General features: G+C 65.0%; 20 protein-coding genes. 10 read left to right on the top strand and 10 right to left on the bottom strand.

Annotated features, from left to right (window positions below; all coding sequences use genetic code 11):
- Nucleotides 1–29: 29 nt before the first annotated feature.
- The 3 genes from ACM62G_RS03910 to ACM62G_RS03920 all read left to right on the top strand — a co-directional run bounded on the left by ACM62G_RS03910 (nucleotide 30) and on the right by ACM62G_RS03920 (nucleotide 3,503).
- A complete protein-coding gene (locus ACM62G_RS03910) occupies nucleotides 30–1,109 on the top strand; it encodes a DUF748 domain-containing protein (protein WP_273819309.1) in 1,080 nt (359 codons plus the stop codon).
- Between the two features lie 151 nt (nucleotides 1,110–1,260).
- Nucleotides 1,261–2,106: an AAA family ATPase gene (locus ACM62G_RS03915; RefSeq protein WP_054058329.1), complete on the top strand. Its 846-nt coding sequence runs from the start codon at nucleotides 1,261–1,263 to the stop codon at nucleotides 2,104–2,106.
- Between the two features lie 218 nt (nucleotides 2,107–2,324).
- Entirely contained in the window at nucleotides 2,325–3,503 is a 1,179-nt protein-coding gene (locus tag ACM62G_RS03920; protein WP_054058330.1) for a vWA domain-containing protein, read from the top strand.
- 124 nt (nucleotides 3,504–3,627) lie between these two features.
- Here the strand turns inward: ACM62G_RS03920 and ACM62G_RS03925 are convergent, their stop codons facing one another.
- Genes ACM62G_RS03925 through ACM62G_RS03935 form a run of 3 tightly spaced genes read right to left on the bottom strand, consistent with a single transcriptional unit; the run spans nucleotide 3,628 to nucleotide 6,010 of the window.
- Complete coding sequence (locus tag ACM62G_RS03925) at nucleotides 3,628–4,545, bottom strand: biotin-dependent carboxyltransferase family protein (protein ID WP_273819308.1); 918 nt, start codon at nucleotides 4,543–4,545, stop codon at nucleotides 3,628–3,630.
- Nucleotides 4,542–5,246 (bottom strand): 5-oxoprolinase subunit B family protein, encoded by a 705-nt coding sequence (locus ACM62G_RS03930; RefSeq protein WP_419737484.1) that lies wholly within the window; start codon nucleotides 5,244–5,246, stop codon nucleotides 4,542–4,544. Before ACM62G_RS03930 ends, ACM62G_RS03925 begins: the two co-directional genes overlap by 4 nt.
- 11 nt (nucleotides 5,247–5,257) lie before the next feature.
- Nucleotides 5,258–6,010 carry a 5-oxoprolinase subunit PxpA gene (locus ACM62G_RS03935; protein WP_419736719.1) on the bottom strand — a complete coding sequence of 251 codons (753 nt, stop codon included), beginning with the start codon at nucleotides 6,008–6,010 and terminating at the stop codon, nucleotides 5,258–5,260.
- A 145-nt stretch (nucleotides 6,011–6,155) separates the two neighbouring features.
- Between ACM62G_RS03935 and ACM62G_RS03940 the strand changes: the two genes are divergently transcribed.
- Nucleotides 6,156–7,073, top strand: coding sequence for a LysR family transcriptional regulator (locus ACM62G_RS03940; RefSeq protein WP_419736720.1), 918 nt, complete (start codon nucleotides 6,156–6,158; stop codon nucleotides 7,071–7,073).
- Nucleotides 7,074–7,178: 105 nt separating this feature from the next.
- Here ACM62G_RS03940 and ACM62G_RS03945 read toward each other — a convergent pair whose 3' ends face one another.
- The 3 genes from ACM62G_RS03945 to ACM62G_RS03955 are packed head-to-tail and all read right to left on the bottom strand — an operon-like array spanning nucleotide 7,179 to nucleotide 9,030.
- Nucleotides 7,179–7,712, bottom strand: coding sequence for a DUF2937 family protein (locus ACM62G_RS03945; RefSeq protein WP_419736721.1), 534 nt, complete (start codon nucleotides 7,710–7,712; stop codon nucleotides 7,179–7,181).
- Nucleotides 7,703–8,500 carry a class II glutamine amidotransferase gene (locus ACM62G_RS03950; RefSeq protein WP_054064033.1) on the bottom strand — a complete coding sequence of 266 codons (798 nt, stop codon included), beginning with the start codon at nucleotides 8,498–8,500 and terminating at the stop codon, nucleotides 7,703–7,705. Before ACM62G_RS03950 ends, ACM62G_RS03945 begins: the two co-directional genes overlap by 10 nt.
- A 32-nt stretch (nucleotides 8,501–8,532) precedes the next feature.
- Nucleotides 8,533–9,030 (bottom strand): hypothetical protein, encoded by a 498-nt coding sequence (locus tag ACM62G_RS03955; protein WP_054064032.1) that lies wholly within the window; start codon nucleotides 9,028–9,030, stop codon nucleotides 8,533–8,535.
- A gap of 89 nt (nucleotides 9,031–9,119) precedes the next feature.
- Between ACM62G_RS03955 and ACM62G_RS03960 the strand changes: the two genes are divergently transcribed.
- Both ACM62G_RS03960 and ACM62G_RS03965 read left to right on the top strand, forming a co-directional pair.
- The gene (locus tag ACM62G_RS03960) at nucleotides 9,120–11,171 is read left to right on the top strand and encodes a S9 family peptidase (RefSeq protein ID WP_419736722.1); all 2,052 of its coding nucleotides are present in this window, start codon (nucleotides 9,120–9,122) and stop codon (nucleotides 11,169–11,171) included.
- An 83-nt stretch (nucleotides 11,172–11,254) separates the two neighbouring features.
- A complete protein-coding gene (locus ACM62G_RS03965) occupies nucleotides 11,255–11,728 on the top strand; it encodes a cyclic nucleotide-binding domain-containing protein (protein WP_054061379.1) in 474 nt (157 codons plus the stop codon).
- Here the strand turns inward: ACM62G_RS03965 and ACM62G_RS03970 are convergent.
- A complete protein-coding gene (locus tag ACM62G_RS03970; protein ID WP_419736723.1) occupies nucleotides 11,725–11,997 on the bottom strand; it encodes a hypothetical protein in 273 nt (90 codons plus the stop codon). The genes ACM62G_RS03965 and ACM62G_RS03970 overlap by 4 nt on opposite strands.
- Before the next feature lie 188 nt (nucleotides 11,998–12,185).
- On the opposite strand from ACM62G_RS03970, the gene ACM62G_RS03975 reads away from it, so the two are divergent.
- From ACM62G_RS03975 to ACM62G_RS03985, 3 genes are all read left to right on the top strand, one after another.
- Entirely contained in the window at nucleotides 12,186–12,560 is a 375-nt protein-coding gene (locus tag ACM62G_RS03975) for a YajD family HNH nuclease (protein ID WP_054061381.1), read from the top strand.
- A 117-nt stretch (nucleotides 12,561–12,677) separates the two neighbouring features.
- The gene (locus ACM62G_RS03980) at nucleotides 12,678–13,145 is read left to right on the top strand and encodes an RNA methyltransferase (RefSeq protein WP_054064031.1); all 468 of its coding nucleotides are present in this window, start codon (nucleotides 12,678–12,680) and stop codon (nucleotides 13,143–13,145) included.
- Between the two features lie 71 nt (nucleotides 13,146–13,216).
- Nucleotides 13,217–13,591: a YgaP family membrane protein gene (locus ACM62G_RS03985; RefSeq protein ID WP_273819303.1), complete on the top strand. Its 375-nt coding sequence runs from the start codon at nucleotides 13,217–13,219 to the stop codon at nucleotides 13,589–13,591.
- A gap of 148 nt (nucleotides 13,592–13,739) precedes the next feature.
- Here the strand turns inward: ACM62G_RS03985 and ACM62G_RS03990 are convergent, their stop codons facing one another.
- Both ACM62G_RS03990 and ACM62G_RS03995 read right to left on the bottom strand, forming a co-directional pair.
- A complete protein-coding gene (locus ACM62G_RS03990) occupies nucleotides 13,740–14,978 on the bottom strand; it encodes a hypothetical protein (protein ID WP_273819302.1) in 1,239 nt (412 codons plus the stop codon).
- A gap of 23 nt (nucleotides 14,979–15,001) precedes the next feature.
- Nucleotides 15,002–15,451: a YcgN family cysteine cluster protein gene (locus tag ACM62G_RS03995; RefSeq protein ID WP_054061384.1), complete on the bottom strand. Its 450-nt coding sequence runs from the start codon at nucleotides 15,449–15,451 to the stop codon at nucleotides 15,002–15,004.
- Nucleotides 15,452–15,729: 278 nt separating this feature from the next.
- Here ACM62G_RS03995 and ACM62G_RS04000 point away from each other — a divergent pair, with 278 nt between their 5' ends.
- A complete protein-coding gene (locus ACM62G_RS04000) occupies nucleotides 15,730–16,323 on the top strand; it encodes a nitroreductase family protein (protein WP_419736724.1) in 594 nt (197 codons plus the stop codon).
- A gap of 179 nt (nucleotides 16,324–16,502) precedes the next feature.
- Here the strand turns inward: ACM62G_RS04000 and ACM62G_RS04005 are convergent, their stop codons facing one another.
- Complete coding sequence (locus ACM62G_RS04005) at nucleotides 16,503–17,435, bottom strand: D-2-hydroxyacid dehydrogenase (protein WP_273819301.1); 933 nt, start codon at nucleotides 17,433–17,435, stop codon at nucleotides 16,503–16,505.
- Nucleotides 17,436–17,498 lie beyond the last annotated feature (63 nt).

Consider the following 17,498-nt stretch of genomic DNA (forward strand, 5'->3'; position numbering starts at 1 on the left):
CGCCTATGGACAGTCTGCGGGGCACGTCGATGAAACGTCGTTACAGTTGGCCGTTGTGGGGCCTGGCAATTGTTGTTCTGCTGGTGGTGGCGGTGAACCTGGCCCTGCCCTACCTGGTACGCAACTACCTGAATGAAAAGCTCGCCGACATGGGCGACTACCGCGGCCAGGTGACGGATGTCGACCTGGCCCTGTGGCGCGGCGCCTACCGGATCAACGGGCTGGAAATCGTCAAGGTCGCCGGCAAAGTGCCAGTGCCGTTCCTCAAGGCGCCGCTGATCGACCTGTCGGTGAGCTGGAAAGCCCTCTGGGAAAACCATGCGGTGGTGGCCGAGGTGCAGTTCGTCGAACCGGAACTGAACTTCGTCGACGGCGGCGCGAACAATCGCCAGGCCTCGCAGACCGGTCAGGGCACCGACTGGCGCGCCCAACTGGGCAAACTGCTGCCGATCACCCTCAACGAGGTGCGCATCGACAACGGGCGCATCACCTTCCGCAACTTCACCTCCCAGCCACCGGTCAACCTGCAGGCCACCCAGGTCAATGCCAGCCTCTACAACCTGACCAACATCGTCGACCTCAAGGGCCATCGCGATGCGCGTTTCGAAGGCAAGGCCCTGCTGCTCGGCCACGCGCCCCTGGAAACCACCGCCACCTTCGATCCGCTGAGCAACTTCGAGGATTTCGAATTCCGCCTGCGGGCCACCGGCATCGAGCTGCGCAAGGTCAACGACTTCGCCGCGGCCTACGGCAAGTTCGACTTCAACGGCGGCAGCGGCGACGTGGTGATCGAGGCCCAGGCCGACAAGGGCCGGCTCACCGGCTATATCAAGCCGTTGCTGCACGATGTCGAAGTGTTCGACTGGCAGCAGGACGTCGAGAACCAGGACAAGAGCCTGCTGCGCTCGGTCTGGGAAGCCATCGTCGGCGCCGGCGAGACCCTGCTGAAAAACCAGAAGAAGAACCAGTTCGCCACCCGCGTCGAACTCAGCGGCAGCGTCCACCAGCAGGATATCAGCGCGTTCGCCGCCTTTTTGCAGATATTGCGCAACGGTTTCATCCAGGCCTTCAATGCCCGCTACGAGCAGCCCAAGCCCGGCACCGGCTGACGGGCCTGACCAGGTCAGGATGTGACGCTCCATTCAGAGACTGAATAAGCCGTCTGCGTTCACACTCGACCGGACACCGCGTTATAGTCGGAACATGGAATTTCCCCCGCCGCCCGCTGCCGGGCCGGCGCTACCGTTCGAGGAAGCACAGATGAAGTTCGAAGGCACCCAGGCCTACGTCGCCACCGCTGACCTGAAGCTGGCCGTCAACGCCGCCATTACCCTGGAGCGTCCACTGCTGGTCAAGGGCGAGCCCGGCACCGGCAAGACCATGCTCGCCGAGCAACTGGCCGAGTCCTTCGGCGCCAAGCTGATCACCTGGCACATCAAGTCCACCACCAAGGCGCACCAGGGCCTCTACGAGTACGACGCGGTGAGCCGCCTGCGCGATTCGCAACTGGGCGTGGACAAGGTCCACGATGTGCGCAACTACCTGAAGAAGGGCAAGCTCTGGGAGGCCTTCGAGTCCGAGGAGCGGGTGATCCTGCTGATCGACGAGATCGACAAGGCCGATATCGAGTTCCCCAACGACCTGTTGCAGGAACTCGACAAGATGGAGTTCTACGTCTACGAGATCGATGAAACCATCAAGGCCAGGCAGCGTCCGATCATCATCATTACCTCCAATAACGAAAAGGAACTGCCAGACGCCTTCCTGCGCCGCTGCTTCTTCCACTACATCGCCTTCCCGGACCGCGAAACCCTGCAGAAGATCGTCGACGTCCACTACCCGGACATCAAGAAGGACCTGGTCAGCGAAGCCCTCGACGTGTTCTTCGATGTACGCAAGGTGCCGGGCCTGAAGAAAAAGCCGTCGACCTCCGAGCTGGTGGACTGGCTGAAGCTGCTGATGGCCGACAACATCGGCGAGGCGGTGCTGCGCGAGCGCGATCCGACCAAGGCCATCCCGCCGCTGGCCGGTGCGCTGGTCAAGAACGAGCAGGATGTCCAGCTACTGGAACGCCTGGCCTTCATGAGCCGTCGCGGCAGCCGCTAGGCTCTGTCCGAAAGCTGCCTGCGCGTCGGCCAGTCTGCGTTAAAAGCGGGCTCGGACGAACGGAGTGAGAACGTCCGAAGGACGGCCCGAAGGGTGAACGAAGTGAATAATGCTCATTTACAACCAGTAAACTCCGCTTCCTCGCCCGCTTTTGCCTTGCCTGACCGCCGCTCGGCGATCTTTCAAACAGAGCCTCTTCAGATAAGAGGGCAATAGCCATGCTGCTCAACCTGTTCAATGAAATGCGCGCGGCCAAGGTGCCGGTGTCGGTGCGCGAGCTGCTCGACCTGATCAACGCGCTGAAACAGCGCGTGACCTTCGCCGACATGGACGAGTTCTACTACCTGGCGCGGGCGATCCTGGTCAAGGACGAACGGCATTTCGACAAGTTCGACCGGGCCTTCGGCGCCTACTTCAACGGCCTGGAAAAGCTCGACGACCACCTGCAGGCGCTGATCCCCGAGGATTGGCTGCGCAAGGAGTTCGAGCGCTCGCTGAGCGACGAGGAACGCGCGCAGATCCAGTCCCTCGGCGGCCTGGACAAGCTGATCGAGGAGTTCAAGAAACGCCTGGAGGAACAGAAGGAACGTCATGCCGGCGGCAACAAGTGGATCGGTACCGGCGGCACCAGCCCGTTCGGCTCGGGCGGTTTCAACCCGGAAGGCATTCGCGTCGGCGATGCCGGCAAGCGCCAGGGCAAGGCGGTCAAGGTCTGGGACCAGCGCGAATACAAGAACCTCGACGACCAGGTCGAACTCGGCACCCGCAACATCAAGGTGGCCTTGCGGCGCCTGCGCAAGTTCGCCCGCCAGGGCGCCGCGGAAGAGCTGGACATTGATGGCACCATCGACCATACCGCACGCGACGCCGGTCTGCTGAACATCCGGATGCGGCCGGAGCGACGCAACACGGTCAAGCTGTTGCTGCTGTTCGATATCGGCGGTTCGATGGACGCCCACGTGAAGATCTGCGAGGAACTGTTCTCGGCCTGCAAGACCGAGTTCAAGCACCTGGAGTACTTCTACTTCCACAATTTCATCTACGAGTCGGTGTGGAAGAACAACCTGCGCCGCAGCTCGGAGCGTACCTCGACCCAGGACCTGCTGCACAAGTACGGCGCCGACTACAAGGTGGTGTTCGTCGGCGATGCGGCGATGGCGCCCTACGAGATCACCCAGGCCGGCGGCAGCGTCGAGCACTGGAACGAGGAGCCGGGCTACGTGTGGATGCAGCGCTTCATGGAGAAATACAAGAAGCTCATCTGGATCAACCCGTATCCGAAGGACACCTGGGGGTACACGTCTTCGACCAACATCGTGCGCGACCTGATCGAGGACCAGATGTATCCGCTGACCCTGCGGGGCCTGGAAGAAGGGATGCGGTTTCTGTCCAAGTGAGGTGAAATCGCTTGATGGCCTATTCGCGGGCAAGCCAAGCCCCTGCAGGGCGCAGACGTTCATCGGACTTGTGAACGATCAACACCCTGTAGGAGCGTGGCTTGCCCGCGAAGCTTTTGGGGCCTCAGGCAAACCGGCTGATGAACTCGATGTGCTGCCGGTGCGCCGACTCCTGCACCGTCGGCACCAGTCGCACCCCACTGCCCGGCAGGCACTGCGCCAACCGCGCCAGCGACAATGGCGTCAAGGCGCCCAGGCGCGGATAACCGCCGATGGTCTGCCGATCGTTGAGCAGCACGATCGGCTGCCCATCCGGCGGCACCTGGATCGCTCCCAGCGGTATCCCCTCGGAAATCATCGGCCGCCCCTGGTACTTCAACTCCGCCCCGAGCAGGCGGATCCCCATGCGGTCGCCGCGGCTGTCGAGGGTCCAGGGACTGTTGAACGCATCGAACAGGCTCTGCCCGCTGAATTCGCCGATCTGCGCACCGAGCACCACCTGCAGCGTGGCCTCGGCCTGGAAGTCGGGGACCTGCGCGGCCGGCACCGCCGCTGGCGTCACCGCTGTCCCGGCATAGCGCAGGCTATCGCCCTTGTGCAACGGCTGCCCCAGGCCATCCAGGCCACCCAGTTCCTCACGAACCACACAGGCACTGCTTCCGAGCACCTGCGGCGCAAGGAAACCACCCGGCGCCGCGAGGTAGGCCCGTGCACCCAGCAGTGGCTGAGTAAATTGCAGGCGCTGCCCGGCCTCCAGGATAAAGCTGCGCCAGGGCGCCAGCGCCTGCCCGTCCACCTGGGCCCCGAGATCGGCCCCGGCCAGGGCCAGGCAGCAGGTTTCCCGCGCCACCACGGCAAAGCCGCCGAGGGTGATCTCCACCACCGGCGCATCCGGCGAGTTGCCCAGCAGGCGGTTGGCCCAGGCCATCGACACCCAGTCCAACGCCCCACCCTGGGTCACACCCAGATGACGCACACCGAACCGCCCACGGTCCTGCAACAGGCACAGCCGGGTGCTGGCCTCGATCGACAGATGACTCATGCCAGGGCCTCCAAAGGCGTATCGTCGCCACCCAGGCGGACGAACTCGGCATGCTCGACCGCCACAAAACGCACCGTATCACCCGGCTGCATCAGGCTGTAGCCGTCCCGCTCGCGGTCGAACAGCTTGCTCGGGGTACGCCCGATCAGGTTCCAGCCCCCCGGCGACACCACCGGATAGGCCGCGGTCTGGCGTTCGGCGATGCCGACGCTGCCCGCCGCCACCTTCTTGCGCGGGGTATCGAGCCGCGGCGCCGCCAACGGTTCGACCACCAGGCCCATGAAGGCGAACCCCGGCGCAAAGCCGAGGGCGAACACCTGGTACTCGCGCTCGCTGTGGCGGCGGATCACGTCACTCACCGACCAGCCGCTGCGCTCGGACAGCAGGCGCAGCTCCGGGCCGACACTCGGGTCATACCACACCGGAAGTACGTGGCATTGCCCGCCGGCGGTGGCGTTCGGCTGCAGATCGTCCAGCGCTTCGGCGATCAGTTCCCGGGCCTGGGCCGGGCTCAGTTGCGTCAGGTCGTAATGCACCATCAGGGTGGTATAGGACGGCACCAGGTCGATCAACTGACCGGCAAAACCGGCCCGCAGACGCTCGCTGGCGGCGAGCATCCACGGCATGTTGTCCTCGGCGATCACCTCGAACAGACGCACCATCAGGCAATCGATCGCCACCACTTCGATACGCGGCTTCATCGGCGCCGCGCTCATGGGTTCGCCTGCCGGTCGAGGGCCTCGCGAATGCGCTGAACAGCCTCGACCGAACTGGCATTGTCGCCATGCACGCACAGGGTGTCGGCGTGCAGACGCAGGGCACTGCCGTCGCCGGCGGTCAGAGGGTCGCCACGGGCGATGGTCAGGGCCTGCTCGATGATCCACTGCGGCTCATGATGCACAGCCCCCGGCAGTTGCCGGGAAACCAGACGCCCGTCGGGGTCGTAGGCGCGATCGGCAAAGGCTTCGAACCACAGGGTCACGCCGAACTCGTCGGCCAGGGCCTGGGCCGCGCTGTTGTCGCGCATCGCCAGCAGCATCAGGGGCAGTTCGCGGTCGTAGGCGGCGATCGCCTGGACCACCGAACGCAACTGCTGCGGGTTGGCCATCATGTCGTTGTACAGTGCGCCATGGGGTTTGACATAGCTGACCCGCGCGCCCTGGGCCCGGCAGATGCCGTCCAGTGCGCCGATCTGGTAATGCAGCAGGTCCTGGATTTCCTGGGGCGTGCAGGCCATGGAACGGCGGCCGAAGCCGACCAGGTCCGGGTAGGCCGGATGGGCGCCGATCCGCACGTCATTGGCCAGGGCCAGGCTGACGGTCTTGCGCATGATGCTCGGGTCGCCGGCGTGATAACCGCAGGCGATGTTGGCACAGTCGATGAAGGGCATGACTTGCGCATCCAGACCCAGGGTCCAGTTGCCGTAACTTTCACCGATATCGCAATTGAGTAGCAGGCGGCTCACGGTAGCTGCTCCTGTGGGCTGTGGGCATTGCCCTGGGGGTCGGCAATGCTTATGGTAATTCGTCGGCCTGGGCCATTCTCGAGGGTGCCCGCCCGGTGCGTCCAACTAATAAAAGCCGTTCCCAGACATAAGAAAAGTTGATTGCATGAATCTCAAGTTTCTCGAAACCTTCGTCTGGGTCGCCCGGCTCAAGAGCTTTCGCCTGACCGCGGACAAGCTGTTCACCACCCAGGCCGCCATTTCCAGCCGGATCGCCGTGCTCGAAAGCGAACTGGGGGTCAAGCTGTTCCTGCGCGATTCACGCGGGGTCAAGCTGACGCCCGAAGGGCTGAAGGTGCTCGACCACGCCGAACGCATGCTCGATACGATGCAGGCGCTCAAGCACGCCATCGAACCCGGCTCGACCAAGGTCGGCCGCCTGCGGATCGGCGTGATGGACACGGTGATCCACACCTGGCTCAGCCCGCTGGTGGCACAGATGACCGAGCGCTTCCCGCGGGTGGAGATCGAGCTGGTGGCCGATACCGCGCTGAACCTGGCCGAGCAGTTGCACAAGGGCTTCCTCGACCTGATCCTGCAGACCGACCCGCTGCGCCAGGAGTCCATCCGCAGCCTGGAGCTGGCCAGCTACCCGATGGGCTGGGTGGTGGCGAGCCATTCGCTCTACAACCGCGAGTACCCGAGCCTGGCGGATGTTGCGCAGGAGCGGATCGTCACCTTCTCGAAGAACTCCCGGCCGCACCAGGAACTGCTCGCCCTGCTGCAGGCCCATGGGGTTTCTGCGCCACGACTCAATTGCGTGAACTCGGTGTCGGCGATCACCCGCCTGCTGCGCGATGGCTTCGGGATCGGCGCCTTACCGCTGGCGCTGGTCAGCGAGGAACTGGCCCGGGACGAATTGACCCTGCTGGCGTTGCAGGAGCGCCCACCGAACCTGGAGGTGGTGGTGTCCTGGCGGGTCGGCGAAGAGCTGGTGGAGGAGATCGTCGCACTGTGCCAACAGGTGCTGCATGATTATGCCGACAAGATGGGGCAGCAGCATGTGATGCTGAAGAAGGCGTGACCGCCAGGGCTGCACAAGGCTCTGTAGGAGCGTGGCTTGCCCGCGAATGGGGCTTCAAGGCCGCTAAAAGCTTCGCGGGCAAGCCACGCTTCTACAGCGGCGGGATCACCAGCCCCGCTCGCGCCGCGCCAGGCGCTCACGCTGGCGCTTGCCGCCCAGCACCACCCAGTCCACCAGCCGGAAGAAACCTTCGATCACGAAGGAGAACAGCAGCGCGCCGCCCATGGCCCAGCCGATCGCCTCGGGCGACAGCAATACCTGGTAGGTGTAGCCCTGCAGGGTTTCCTGGCGGATCGCCGGGTCGGCGGCATAGGCCACCTGCAAGGCGCGCTTGTACCAGGGGCCCTGCATCGCCTGGAACTGGTCGTCCAGCAGGCGCTGGCGATTGAGCAGACCGCCGAGGCTGTCGGCATCGCTGCGGAACACCGGGTCGTCACTGGCACGGTAATGCGCCACCAGTTTCTGCAGGTCGCCGCCGAAGAACTGCTCGGCGGTCTTCTGGAAGCCTTGCAGGCTGGTCTGCGCCTCGATCAGGTGGGCTTCGACCCGCTTGGTGTAGTCACTGAGAAAGCCGGGCACCTGGACACCGAGCAGCAGCCCCAGGGTAAACAGTATCAAGCGCAGGTAACTCAACCACATGACGGGTGTCCTTGTTCAGTCCGGCCCTGGCTGACGCATTCGCCGCGTCGCCACAGGCTCCATTGCCCCGGCTCGTAGCGGGTCCAGGTCTCGTTTTCGGTCAGGGGTTCGGTGGCGATCACCGTGACCACGTCGTTGGGCGTGGTCTCGGCCTGGAAGTCGACGATCACGTCGACGTCCTTCAGGCGGGCCGGGCCGAACGGCGCGCGCCGGGTGATCTGCGCCAGCTTGGTCGAGCAGTAGCAGAACAGCCAGTCGCCGTCGCTGAGCAGGCAGTTGAACACACCCTTGCCGCGATACTCGGCGCAGGCGGCCACCAGCGATGGCAACAGTTGCTCCACTTCCACCGGTTCGGGAAAGGCTTCGCGGATACGGTTGAGCAGGTCGCAGAAGGCCGCTTCGCTGTCGGTGTCGCCGACCGGGCGGTAGAAGCTGTGCCGCGGCTGGAAGTCGGCCAACTGGCCGTTATGGGCAAAACACCAGTTGCGCCCCCACAACTCACGGACGAACGGATGGGTATTGGACAGGCAGACCTTGCCGACGTTGGCCTGGCGGATATGCCCGATCACCACTTCGCTCTTGATCGGATAACGCTGCACCAGTTGCGCGACTTCCGAATCGCAGCTCGCCGCCGGATCCTGGAACACCCGCAAGCCTCGCCCTTCGTAGAAACCGATGCCCCATCCGTCGCGATGGGGGCCGGTACGCCCGCCGCGCTGCATCAGCCCGGTAAAGCTGAAAACGATATCGGTCGGCACATTGGCGCTCATGCCCAACAATTCACACATGCTCGGACTCTCGCTTGAATGCTGCAACGCGCCTACAAGCGCGGCTCGACCCGCTGGCGGCCGGCACCAGCGGCAGGCGGCGGACGGCGTGGACGCTCCTGGCGCTCGGCGGCGAACGGCTGGTCGTCGGCCTCGATCTCGGCACGGGCCGCGGCGGCAGCGGCTTCGGCCTGCAGCTTGCGGGCCTTGCTCGAACGCTCGAGCGGCCAGCGGATCAGGACGAAGACCAGGTACACGCCGGCGGCGATGACCAGGTACATGAACAGGTCGGAGACCGCGCGCCAGGCGTTGTTGCCGACCTTGAACAGCAGGTCCAGGGCGGTAATGGCGACCGCCGGGGCGAACCGCTCCTTCACCGGGTCGAGAATGGTCGGGCTGAACAGCAGCACCGCCACCAGCAGGCGCAGCGGCTCGCGCAACCAGCGCCAGGTCCAGCGGGTCAGGCGAAACCACACCAACAGGCAGCCCAAGGCGGCAAAGGCGTAGCAACCCCAGGCGATCAGATAGTCGTTCTCGGTCATGGTGTCCATGGCAAGGCTGGCAATGAGGGGCTTATGATAACGGCTTTTCGCCGGCCCGGCTGCATCGCCGTCAGCGATCCTCAAGACAGAGAGTGCCCATGTCCCGCAAAGCCGCCATCAGCAGCGCCCCGATTGCCCGCAAGGACCAAGGTCCCGATCCCTACGCCTGGCTGCAGGAGCGCGACAGCGAGGCGGTGCTCGATTACCTCAAGGCCGAAAACAGCTACCAGAAGGCGCAACTGGCCGACCAGGCCGAACTGCGCGAAACGCTGTTCGAGGAAATCAAGGGACGGATCCTCGAAACCGACCTGTCCCTGCCCTCGCCCTGGGGGCCGTTCCTGTATTACACCCGCACCACCGCCGGCGACGAGTACGCCCGCCACTACCGCTGCCCACGCCCGGCCGATGGCAGCCTGACGGTGGATGAAGGTGCCGAGCAACTGCTGCTCGACCCCAATGTGCTGGCCGCTGGCGGCTTCCTGTCACTCGGCAGCTTCAGCGTCAGTCCGGACCACCAGCGCCTGGCCTACAGCCTGGATACCAGCGGCGACGAGGTCTACCGCCTGTACGTCAAGGAACTCGACAGCGGCAGCGTCAGCGAGCTGCCCTTCGACGACTGCGACGGCAGCATGACCTGGGCCAACGACAGCCGCACGCTGTTCTTCGGCGAACTGGACGACACCCACCGCCCACACAAGCTGTATCGCCATGTGCTGGGCCAGGAGGGTGCCGAGCAAGTCCTGCATGAGCCAGACGGCCGCTTCTTCCTGCACTGCTACCGCAGCAGCTCCGAACGGCAACTGGTGGCGATGCTGGGCAGCAAGACCACCAGCGAAGCCTGGGTGCTCGACGCCGACACGCCGGACCAGCCCTTCGCCTGCCTGGCGACGCGGGTCGAAGGCCACGAATACTCCGTCGACCACGGTCGCTACCAGGGCCAGTGGCGCTGGTTCATCCGCAGCAACCAGGACGGCATCAACTTCGCCCTGTTCCAGGCCGCGGACGATGGCATTCCCCGTCGCGAGGACTGGCAACGGCTGGTGCCCCACAACGACCAGGTGATGCTCGAAGGGGTCACGCTGAACGCCCGGGCCCTGTGCCTGAGCCTGCGCGAAGGCGGCCTGCCGATCATCGAGGTACGCCCCGAAGGCCTGCCGGCCTATCGCGTGCAACTGCCGGACGCGGCCTACAGCCTCTACGTGCAGGACAGCCTGGAGTTCACCAGCGACTGCATCCGCCTGCGCTACGAAGCCCTCAACCGCCCGGCCCAGGTCCGTCAACTGACCCTGGCCAATGGCGAACAGGCTGTACTCAAGCAGACGCCGGTACTCGGCCCGTTCGATGCCGACGCCTACGTCAGCCAACGGCTGTGGGCCCGCGCACCGGACGGCACCCGGGTGCCGATCAGCCTGGTGGTCAAGCGCGAGCTGCTGGGCCAGCCCACCCCGCTCTACCTCTACGGCTATGGGGCCTATGGCGAAAGCCTCGACCCCTGGTTCTCCCATGCCCGCCTGAGCCTGCTCGAACGCGGCGTGGCCTTTGCCATCGCCCATGTGCGCGGGGGAGGCGAACTGGGTGAAGCCTGGTATCGCGCCGGCAAGCAGGAGCACAAGCAGAACACCTTCGACGACTTCATCGCCTGCACCGAACACCTGATCGCCGAGGGCCTGACCACCTCCAGACAACTGGTGATCAGCGGCGGCAGCGCCGGCGGCCTGTTGATCGGTGCCGTGCTCAACCAGCGCCCGGAACTGTTCCAGGCGGCGATTGCCGAGGTGCCGTTTGTCGATGTGCTGAACACCATGCTCGACCCCGACCTGCCGCTGACCGTCACCGAATACGACGAATGGGGCAACCCGCAGGAACCCGAGGTGCATGCCCGGCTCAAGGCCTACGCGCCCTACGAGAACGTCCGCGCCCAGGACTACCCGGCGATGCTGGTGATCGCCGGCTACAACGACAGCCGCGTGCAGTACTGGGAAGCGGCCAAGTGGGTGGCGAAATTGCGCGCGACCCGCACCGACGAGCATCTACTCCTGCTCAAGACCGAGCTGGGTGCCGGCCATGGCGGCATGAGCGGGCGCTATCAGGGATTGCGTGACGTAGCGCTCGAATATGGCTTCGTATTCAAGGTTCTGGGCATCGCCTGAGGAACTCTGCCCGGCGCCATGGTCATAGACCATGACGCGGCGCCGCCGGGCCGGGAACGGACAACAACAATAGATCGTGAAACATGTCAGAACCGACTTCACTGAATAACGAAATTCGCGACATGCTGATGGACTGCGGTCTGTTCAGCCAGCTGCTGCCCGCCGACTGCCAGGCGGCCGCCGGCTACTTCAGCATCAGCAGCGTGGACAAGGGCGAGGAAATCTTCCACGAGGGCGATGCCGGCACCTTCATGTGCATCATCCACCACGGCAGCGTCAACGTGCAGAAACTCAACGAGGCCGGCCAGGCCGTGGTGATCGCCACCCTGCGTGCCGGCCGGGCCTTTGGCGAGATGGCGGTGCTCGACGGCGAGCGACGCTCGGCCAGTTGCGTCGCGGCCAGCCACTGCCAGTTGTTGAACCTGGGCAAGGACTCCCTGGAAAAGATGCTCAACGAAGCGCCGAAAATCGCCGCCAAGATCATTCGCGCCATCGCCATCGCGATGTCCAGGCGCCTGCGCATGGTCGACGGGCAGTTGCTCTCGCAGCAGGTTTAACTCGAACTCGGCTTGGCCTTGTCCGGCTTGTCGTTCTGCTCCAGGCCCGGCAGGGTCTGGTCCTTGGGCGGCGACGGCAACTCGATGCTCGGCAGGGCTTCGCCCGGCTTGGGTGGCGTGCGAGGGGTGACCTGCGGGTAGGGTGTCGGGGTCGCGGTGCCCGGGGAGCCCGGAGCGGGTGTCACGGGGGCCGGCGCAATGTCCTCGGCCCATGCCGACGTCATCGTCAGCGCGGCCCACACAACGGCCGCCAGGGTCATGCCTTTCATCGATAGCTCCAGCAATCTGTCTGCTACAGGCTACTCGCAACGCGAACATTTTGCCTCGCTCAATCACCTCCCGATGAAATCCATCCTCGCCGCGCCCCGTGCCGCACGGCGCCATTCACCGAAAAGCCGGGGAACTGCGCTAGACTTCACGGCATGACCGTCATCAATCCATTCGACAAGGTGAACCCATGAGTTCGACCAACCCTCCCTCCCCTACCGCCAAGCTGGACCGCATCCTCGCCGATGCCAAACGCGACAAGGAGATGGGCTATCGTGACAAGGCGCTGAAGATGTACCCGCACGTCTGCGGCCGCTGCGCCCGTGAATTTTCCGGCAAGCGCCTGAGCGAACTGACTGTGCACCATCGCGACCACAACCACGACAACAACCCGCAGGACGGCTCCAACTGGGAACTGCTCTGCCTGTTCTGCCACGACAACGAACACTCGCGCTATACCGACCAGCAGTATTTCGGCGACAGCTCCCTGAGCAGCCCGAAGATCGCCAAGGCCACCCACAACCCGTTCGCCGCCCTGGCCGGGATGTTGAAGAAAGACGAGTAAGCCCCGCACCGTAGCCCGTCACCCGGCGGGCAGCCTCCAGCCCTCGATCGCGACAGGCATCACGCCCGGCAGCGTTGCCGGTATACTCGCGTCTTTTTCCTGGAAGGCACCCGGCTCGTGGCAAACAAAAGGTACAGCTGCATCGGTTTGTATAACCCCAAGTCACCGGAGAACGTCGGTTCGGTGATGCGTGCGGCTGGCTGCTACGGCGTGGCCTCGGTGTTCTACACCGGCAAGCGCTACGAGCGGGCCCGGGATTTCGTCACCGACACCAAGAAGGTGCACCAGGACATCCCGCTGATCGGCATCGACGACCTGAAGAAGATCCTGCCCCTGGGCTGTATCCCGGTCGCCGTCGAACTGGTGGAAGGCGCCCGCCCGCTGCCGGAGTACACCCATCCCGATCGCGCGCTGTACATCTTCGGCCCGGAAGACGGCTCGCTGGACAAGGACATCCGCGACTGGTGCGAGGACGTGGTGTACATCCCCACCACCGGCTGCATGAACCTGGCCGCCACCGTCAACGTGGTGCTCTACGACCGCCTGGCCAAGGGCAACAACACCCGTTCGGGCCCCAGGTTCTGAGTACCTGGAGGAACCTGTCGCAGGTTCCGGCAGTCTGCAGTCTATCCACCCGCCACTTGAGGAGACAGATCATGAGCGACAGAAAAACCCTGCAGCGCATCGACTCCACGCCGTTCCAGTCCCCGGCAGCGCAACAGAACGTCCAGGGCTGGGAGCGGCTCGGCTCCCTCGCTGGCGGCGTGGTCATGGTCGGCAAGGGCCTGCGCCGTGGCGGTGTGTTCGGCCTGATCCAGGTAGCCATCGGCGGCGTCGCGCTGGCCCGTGGCATCACCGGTCACAGCTCGGCCAAGAGCCTGCTGGAGAAAGGCCGTCGCGACCTGGAAGGGGCGCGTGGCAAGGTCGAGCGGGCGGCGGACGAGCTGCGGCAGATGAAGGCCAGTGCCGAAATGGCGACGCGCACCGCGACGGTGACGGGCAACGATTCGCTGGAAACACCGAAGGCCTGATTCATGCGACGCGCCGTAAGGCCCTTTCGCGGATAAATCCGGCTCCCACAGCTTTGCATCGTTCATGGAATATTGATCGCTGCGATACCTTGTGGGAGCCGGATTTATCCGCGAACAGGTACTCAGCTTCGCCACAAACCCAAAAGGTTTACTTCAGCAGGTCGGTCGCCAACACCTTCGACGACCCACCCAGCACGCTTTCGCTCAACTGGATGAACTCCTCGGTGGTCACCGTATCCAGGCGCATCGCCGCCCGGCTCACGTCGTCCAGCGAGTGCCGGTTGTCGGTCTGCTGGCGAATTTCCCGGTCCAGTTCCTGCAGCAGCAAGACCGCCCGGGCCACCGTCGCCCCGCTCACCTGCTCGCCCCGCAAGCTGGCGACCTTGTGTCCGCTGCGCGCCAGCTTCGCCTGCACCGCCCGGTAGCGCTCCTCGCTCATGCCCCCGGCGCGTCGCACCAGCTCGATGGCGTAGTACTCCGCCAGGCCTTCGCCGATCCAGTCGCTGCGGTGGCTATCGTTGATCCGGCCAAAGACATGTACCAGCTCCCGCACCAGCGGGCTGGCCCCCGACTCGCCGATCAACGGCCCGGTGCTGTGCAGGTAGATCGAGTCATGGCTTGCGCGGGCACCCCGCACCATGGGTTCCCCGGCCCCGACCACCAGCAGTTTCGCCGGGTTGCGCGGAAACACCTCCTGCAGCTTGGGCCAGACGAAAGTCAGCAGCGTGAGCACATCCATCCGCCGCATGCCCTCGCCCCGCGGCGCAGCGACCGTCACCTCGGTTTCGCCCAGCCGTGTGCGCCGGCTGCCGAGATCGCCGGCCAGCAGCCAGCCGGTCGGGCGGTCGAACAGCCGCGAGACGTTATCGACGCGAAAGCGGTTCCTGCCGATCCGCGGCCAGGCGGTCTCGACGCTTTTCCAGCCGTTGGGCAGTTCCACGTCCAGTCGCGACACCAGCTCGGTACCGTCCTGCTGGTCCAGGTGCGCCGGTGGGACCAGTTCCTCGCCCCGCAGCAGGGCCCAGTGACTGGTCATGCGGGTATCGAAGGTGCCATTGCGGCGCGGGTGGCTGATGCTCACCCGATAGCTCAGGCTCGCCTTGCCGGCGGCCGGACGCCAGATGCCGCGACTGCTGGTGCCGGCCTGATCCGGCCGCGTCAGCCATTGGCCGTCGGCCTTGAAGTCGGTGTAGTAGCCCTGGGCGCCGAGGTCGAAATCCAGGCTGCGCACCGCCGCCCCCTGGGCCAGGGTCAGGCGCACTTCGACCTGGTCGCTCTGCGGCAACAGGCGCAAGTGGTAATCCAGGTCGACTTTCTTCCCGGCCCAGGCGGAGCCGGCCAGCATCAACAGCAGCGACCCCGCCAACAGTCGGCAACGCACCGGCATAAACACTCCCTCGGACCCGCCGATCAACCGGCGCGGAAAATCAGATGGTCTTCCCAGTCGTCCTCGGGCACGCTGCCCTCGGCCAGCATCCGGCCGGACTGGGAAATGCGCTCGTGGTGCACCGCGTCGCGATCACCGCAGACCAGATGGTGCCAGAGCGGCAGGTCCTTGCCCTCGCTGACCAGACGATAACCGCAGGTCGGCGGCAACCACTTGAACTCGTCGGCCTTGCCCGGCGTGAGCTGGATGCAGTCGGGCACCGAAGCGCGGCGGTTGCTGTAGTCGGTGCACTGGCAGGTCTTGAGGTCCAGCAGCTTGCAGGCGATCCGCGTGTAGTAGACGCTATTGTCCTCTTCATCCTCGAGCTTTTGCAGGCAGCACAGGCCGCAGCCGTCGCACAGCGACTCCCATTCTTCCTGATCGAGCTGATCGAGGGTCTTGCGTATCCAGAAGGGTTCGACTTTTGCGGCCATGGTTCAGACATCTGCATCGGGTAGTGAAAAGGTCGCCAGTCTAGTGCCCGGGCCGCAAAGGGCCAAGCATTGGCGACTGTCGGTTGATGAAAGCTTGTCAGCTGCGCCCGGGCGCAGTAGTTTTGATGGCCCCGAAGCCCGCTAGCCAACTGCCATTAGCGCTCCTCCGCGCCGCACGAAGCGGACTGTAGACGGGCCGGGCATCACGACCGGACACCGCGCCAGCGGCCAGGGTCGCCCCAACTCCCTTCACTTCGGACTCCAGTCAGGAATCGCCCATGAGTGCCAACCCACGTGTCGCCGACTATCCCATCGATGCCCAGTTCACCCAACGCTGGTCGCCCCGCGCCTTTACCGGCGAAGCCATCCCGGAAGAAACCCTGCTGAGCTTCTTCGAAGCCGCACGTTGGGCGCCATCGGCCTACAACTCACAGCCATGGCGCTTTCTCTACGCCCGTCGCGACACGCCGAACTGGGAACGCTTCCTCGGCCTGCTCAACGAGTTCAACCGCGGCTGGGCGCAGCATGCGTCGGCGCTGGTGATCGTGATCTCGAAAACCACCTTCAAGTTGCCTGGCGCCGCCGAGGAAACCCCGGCCCTGTGGCACACCTTCGACACCGGCACGGCCTGGGGCTACCTGGCCCTGCAGGCCAGCCAGAGCGGCTGGCACACCCACGGCATGGCCGGCTTCGATCAGGAACTGGCCCGCAAGGAGCTGAAGATTCCGGACGGCTACGCCCTGCACGCGGCGGTGGCGGTCGGCAAGCTGGGCGACAAGGCCAGCCTCGCCGAATACCTGCAGGCCCGGGAAGTACCGAGCCCACGCGAGCCGGTGAGCGCACTGGCGGCCGAGGGTGATTTCAGCCTGTAATCGGCAGTGAAAACGCTGGCTGACCGAGAGGGTTCTGACGCTTTTCGATCGTTCCCACGCTCTGCGTGGGAACGCCTCTCTGGGCGCTCAGCGTCCGCTCTTGTGACGCATGGCGTCACGGGCTGCGTTCCCACGCGGAGCGTGGGAACGATCAACTGTGGGAGATGGCAGTCGCAGGCCTAGTAACCGCGCTCGAACCGCACTTCGCCGCGCAGCGGCTGGCTCGCCTGGTACGCCCGCAGGTTCTCGACGAACAACTGCACCATCATCGGCGGGGAGGTCGGCGCCGAGCTGTGACCGGTCAGCAGCAATCCCCAGGCCGTCCAGAACGGGTGGCGCTGCGGCAACGGCTCCTGGCGGCAGACATCGATCACCGCACCGGCCAGATGGCCCTCCTTCAACGCTTGCACCAGGTCCGCATCGACCACCGACACGCCGCGCCCGGCATTGATGAACAGGCCGGTCGGCTTGAAGCGCTTGAACATCGCAGCGTCGTACAGGTCATGGGTCGCCGGCGTATTGGGCAGCAGGTTGACCACGTAGTCCACCTCGCCCACCCGCTCGCCCAGCGCCTCCAGGCCATCGACCCGGATGAACGGCGCCTGCTCGCGGGCCTCGCTGGCGATGCCGTACAACTCGACACCGAACGGCTGCAGGAACTGCGCCACGCTCTGGCCGATATCGCCCGCGCCGACAATCAGCACCTTGCGCCCCGCCAGCCCCAGGCCGGTGCGGTTATCCCACTTGCGCTCGACCTGGCTGACCAGCCGCGCCAGCACCTCGCGCTCATGGCCGAGCATGTAGGTCAGGACGTACTCGGCCATCAACTGGCCGAAAATGCCGACCGCCCGGGTCAGCCGGTAGTTGCGCGGCAGGCCTTCGGCCAGCAGCGGCGTGATCCCCGCCCAGGTCGACTGCAGCCACTGCGGCCGGTGCCCCTGGCGCAACAGGCTGGCCATCAGGTCCGGCTGGCCGAGCCAGACCGGGCAATCGGCCGCCATTCCCGACAGTACCGCCGAATCGCCGCTGGTCATGACTTCAAGTTCGGGCTGCGCCTGACGCAGCAGGCGGGCATACACGGCGTGGTCGTGTTCGGCAATCAGAACGCGCATGGTTCAAACCTTTCAAAAACGGTGCAGACGGCCGCCGATGAAGCGCTCTCCATCGTGCTCGGC

The organism is Pseudomonas sp. COR18, from assembly GCF_048568395.1.
GTDB lineage: Bacteria > Pseudomonadota > Gammaproteobacteria > Pseudomonadales > Pseudomonadaceae > Aquipseudomonas > Aquipseudomonas fuscovaginae_B.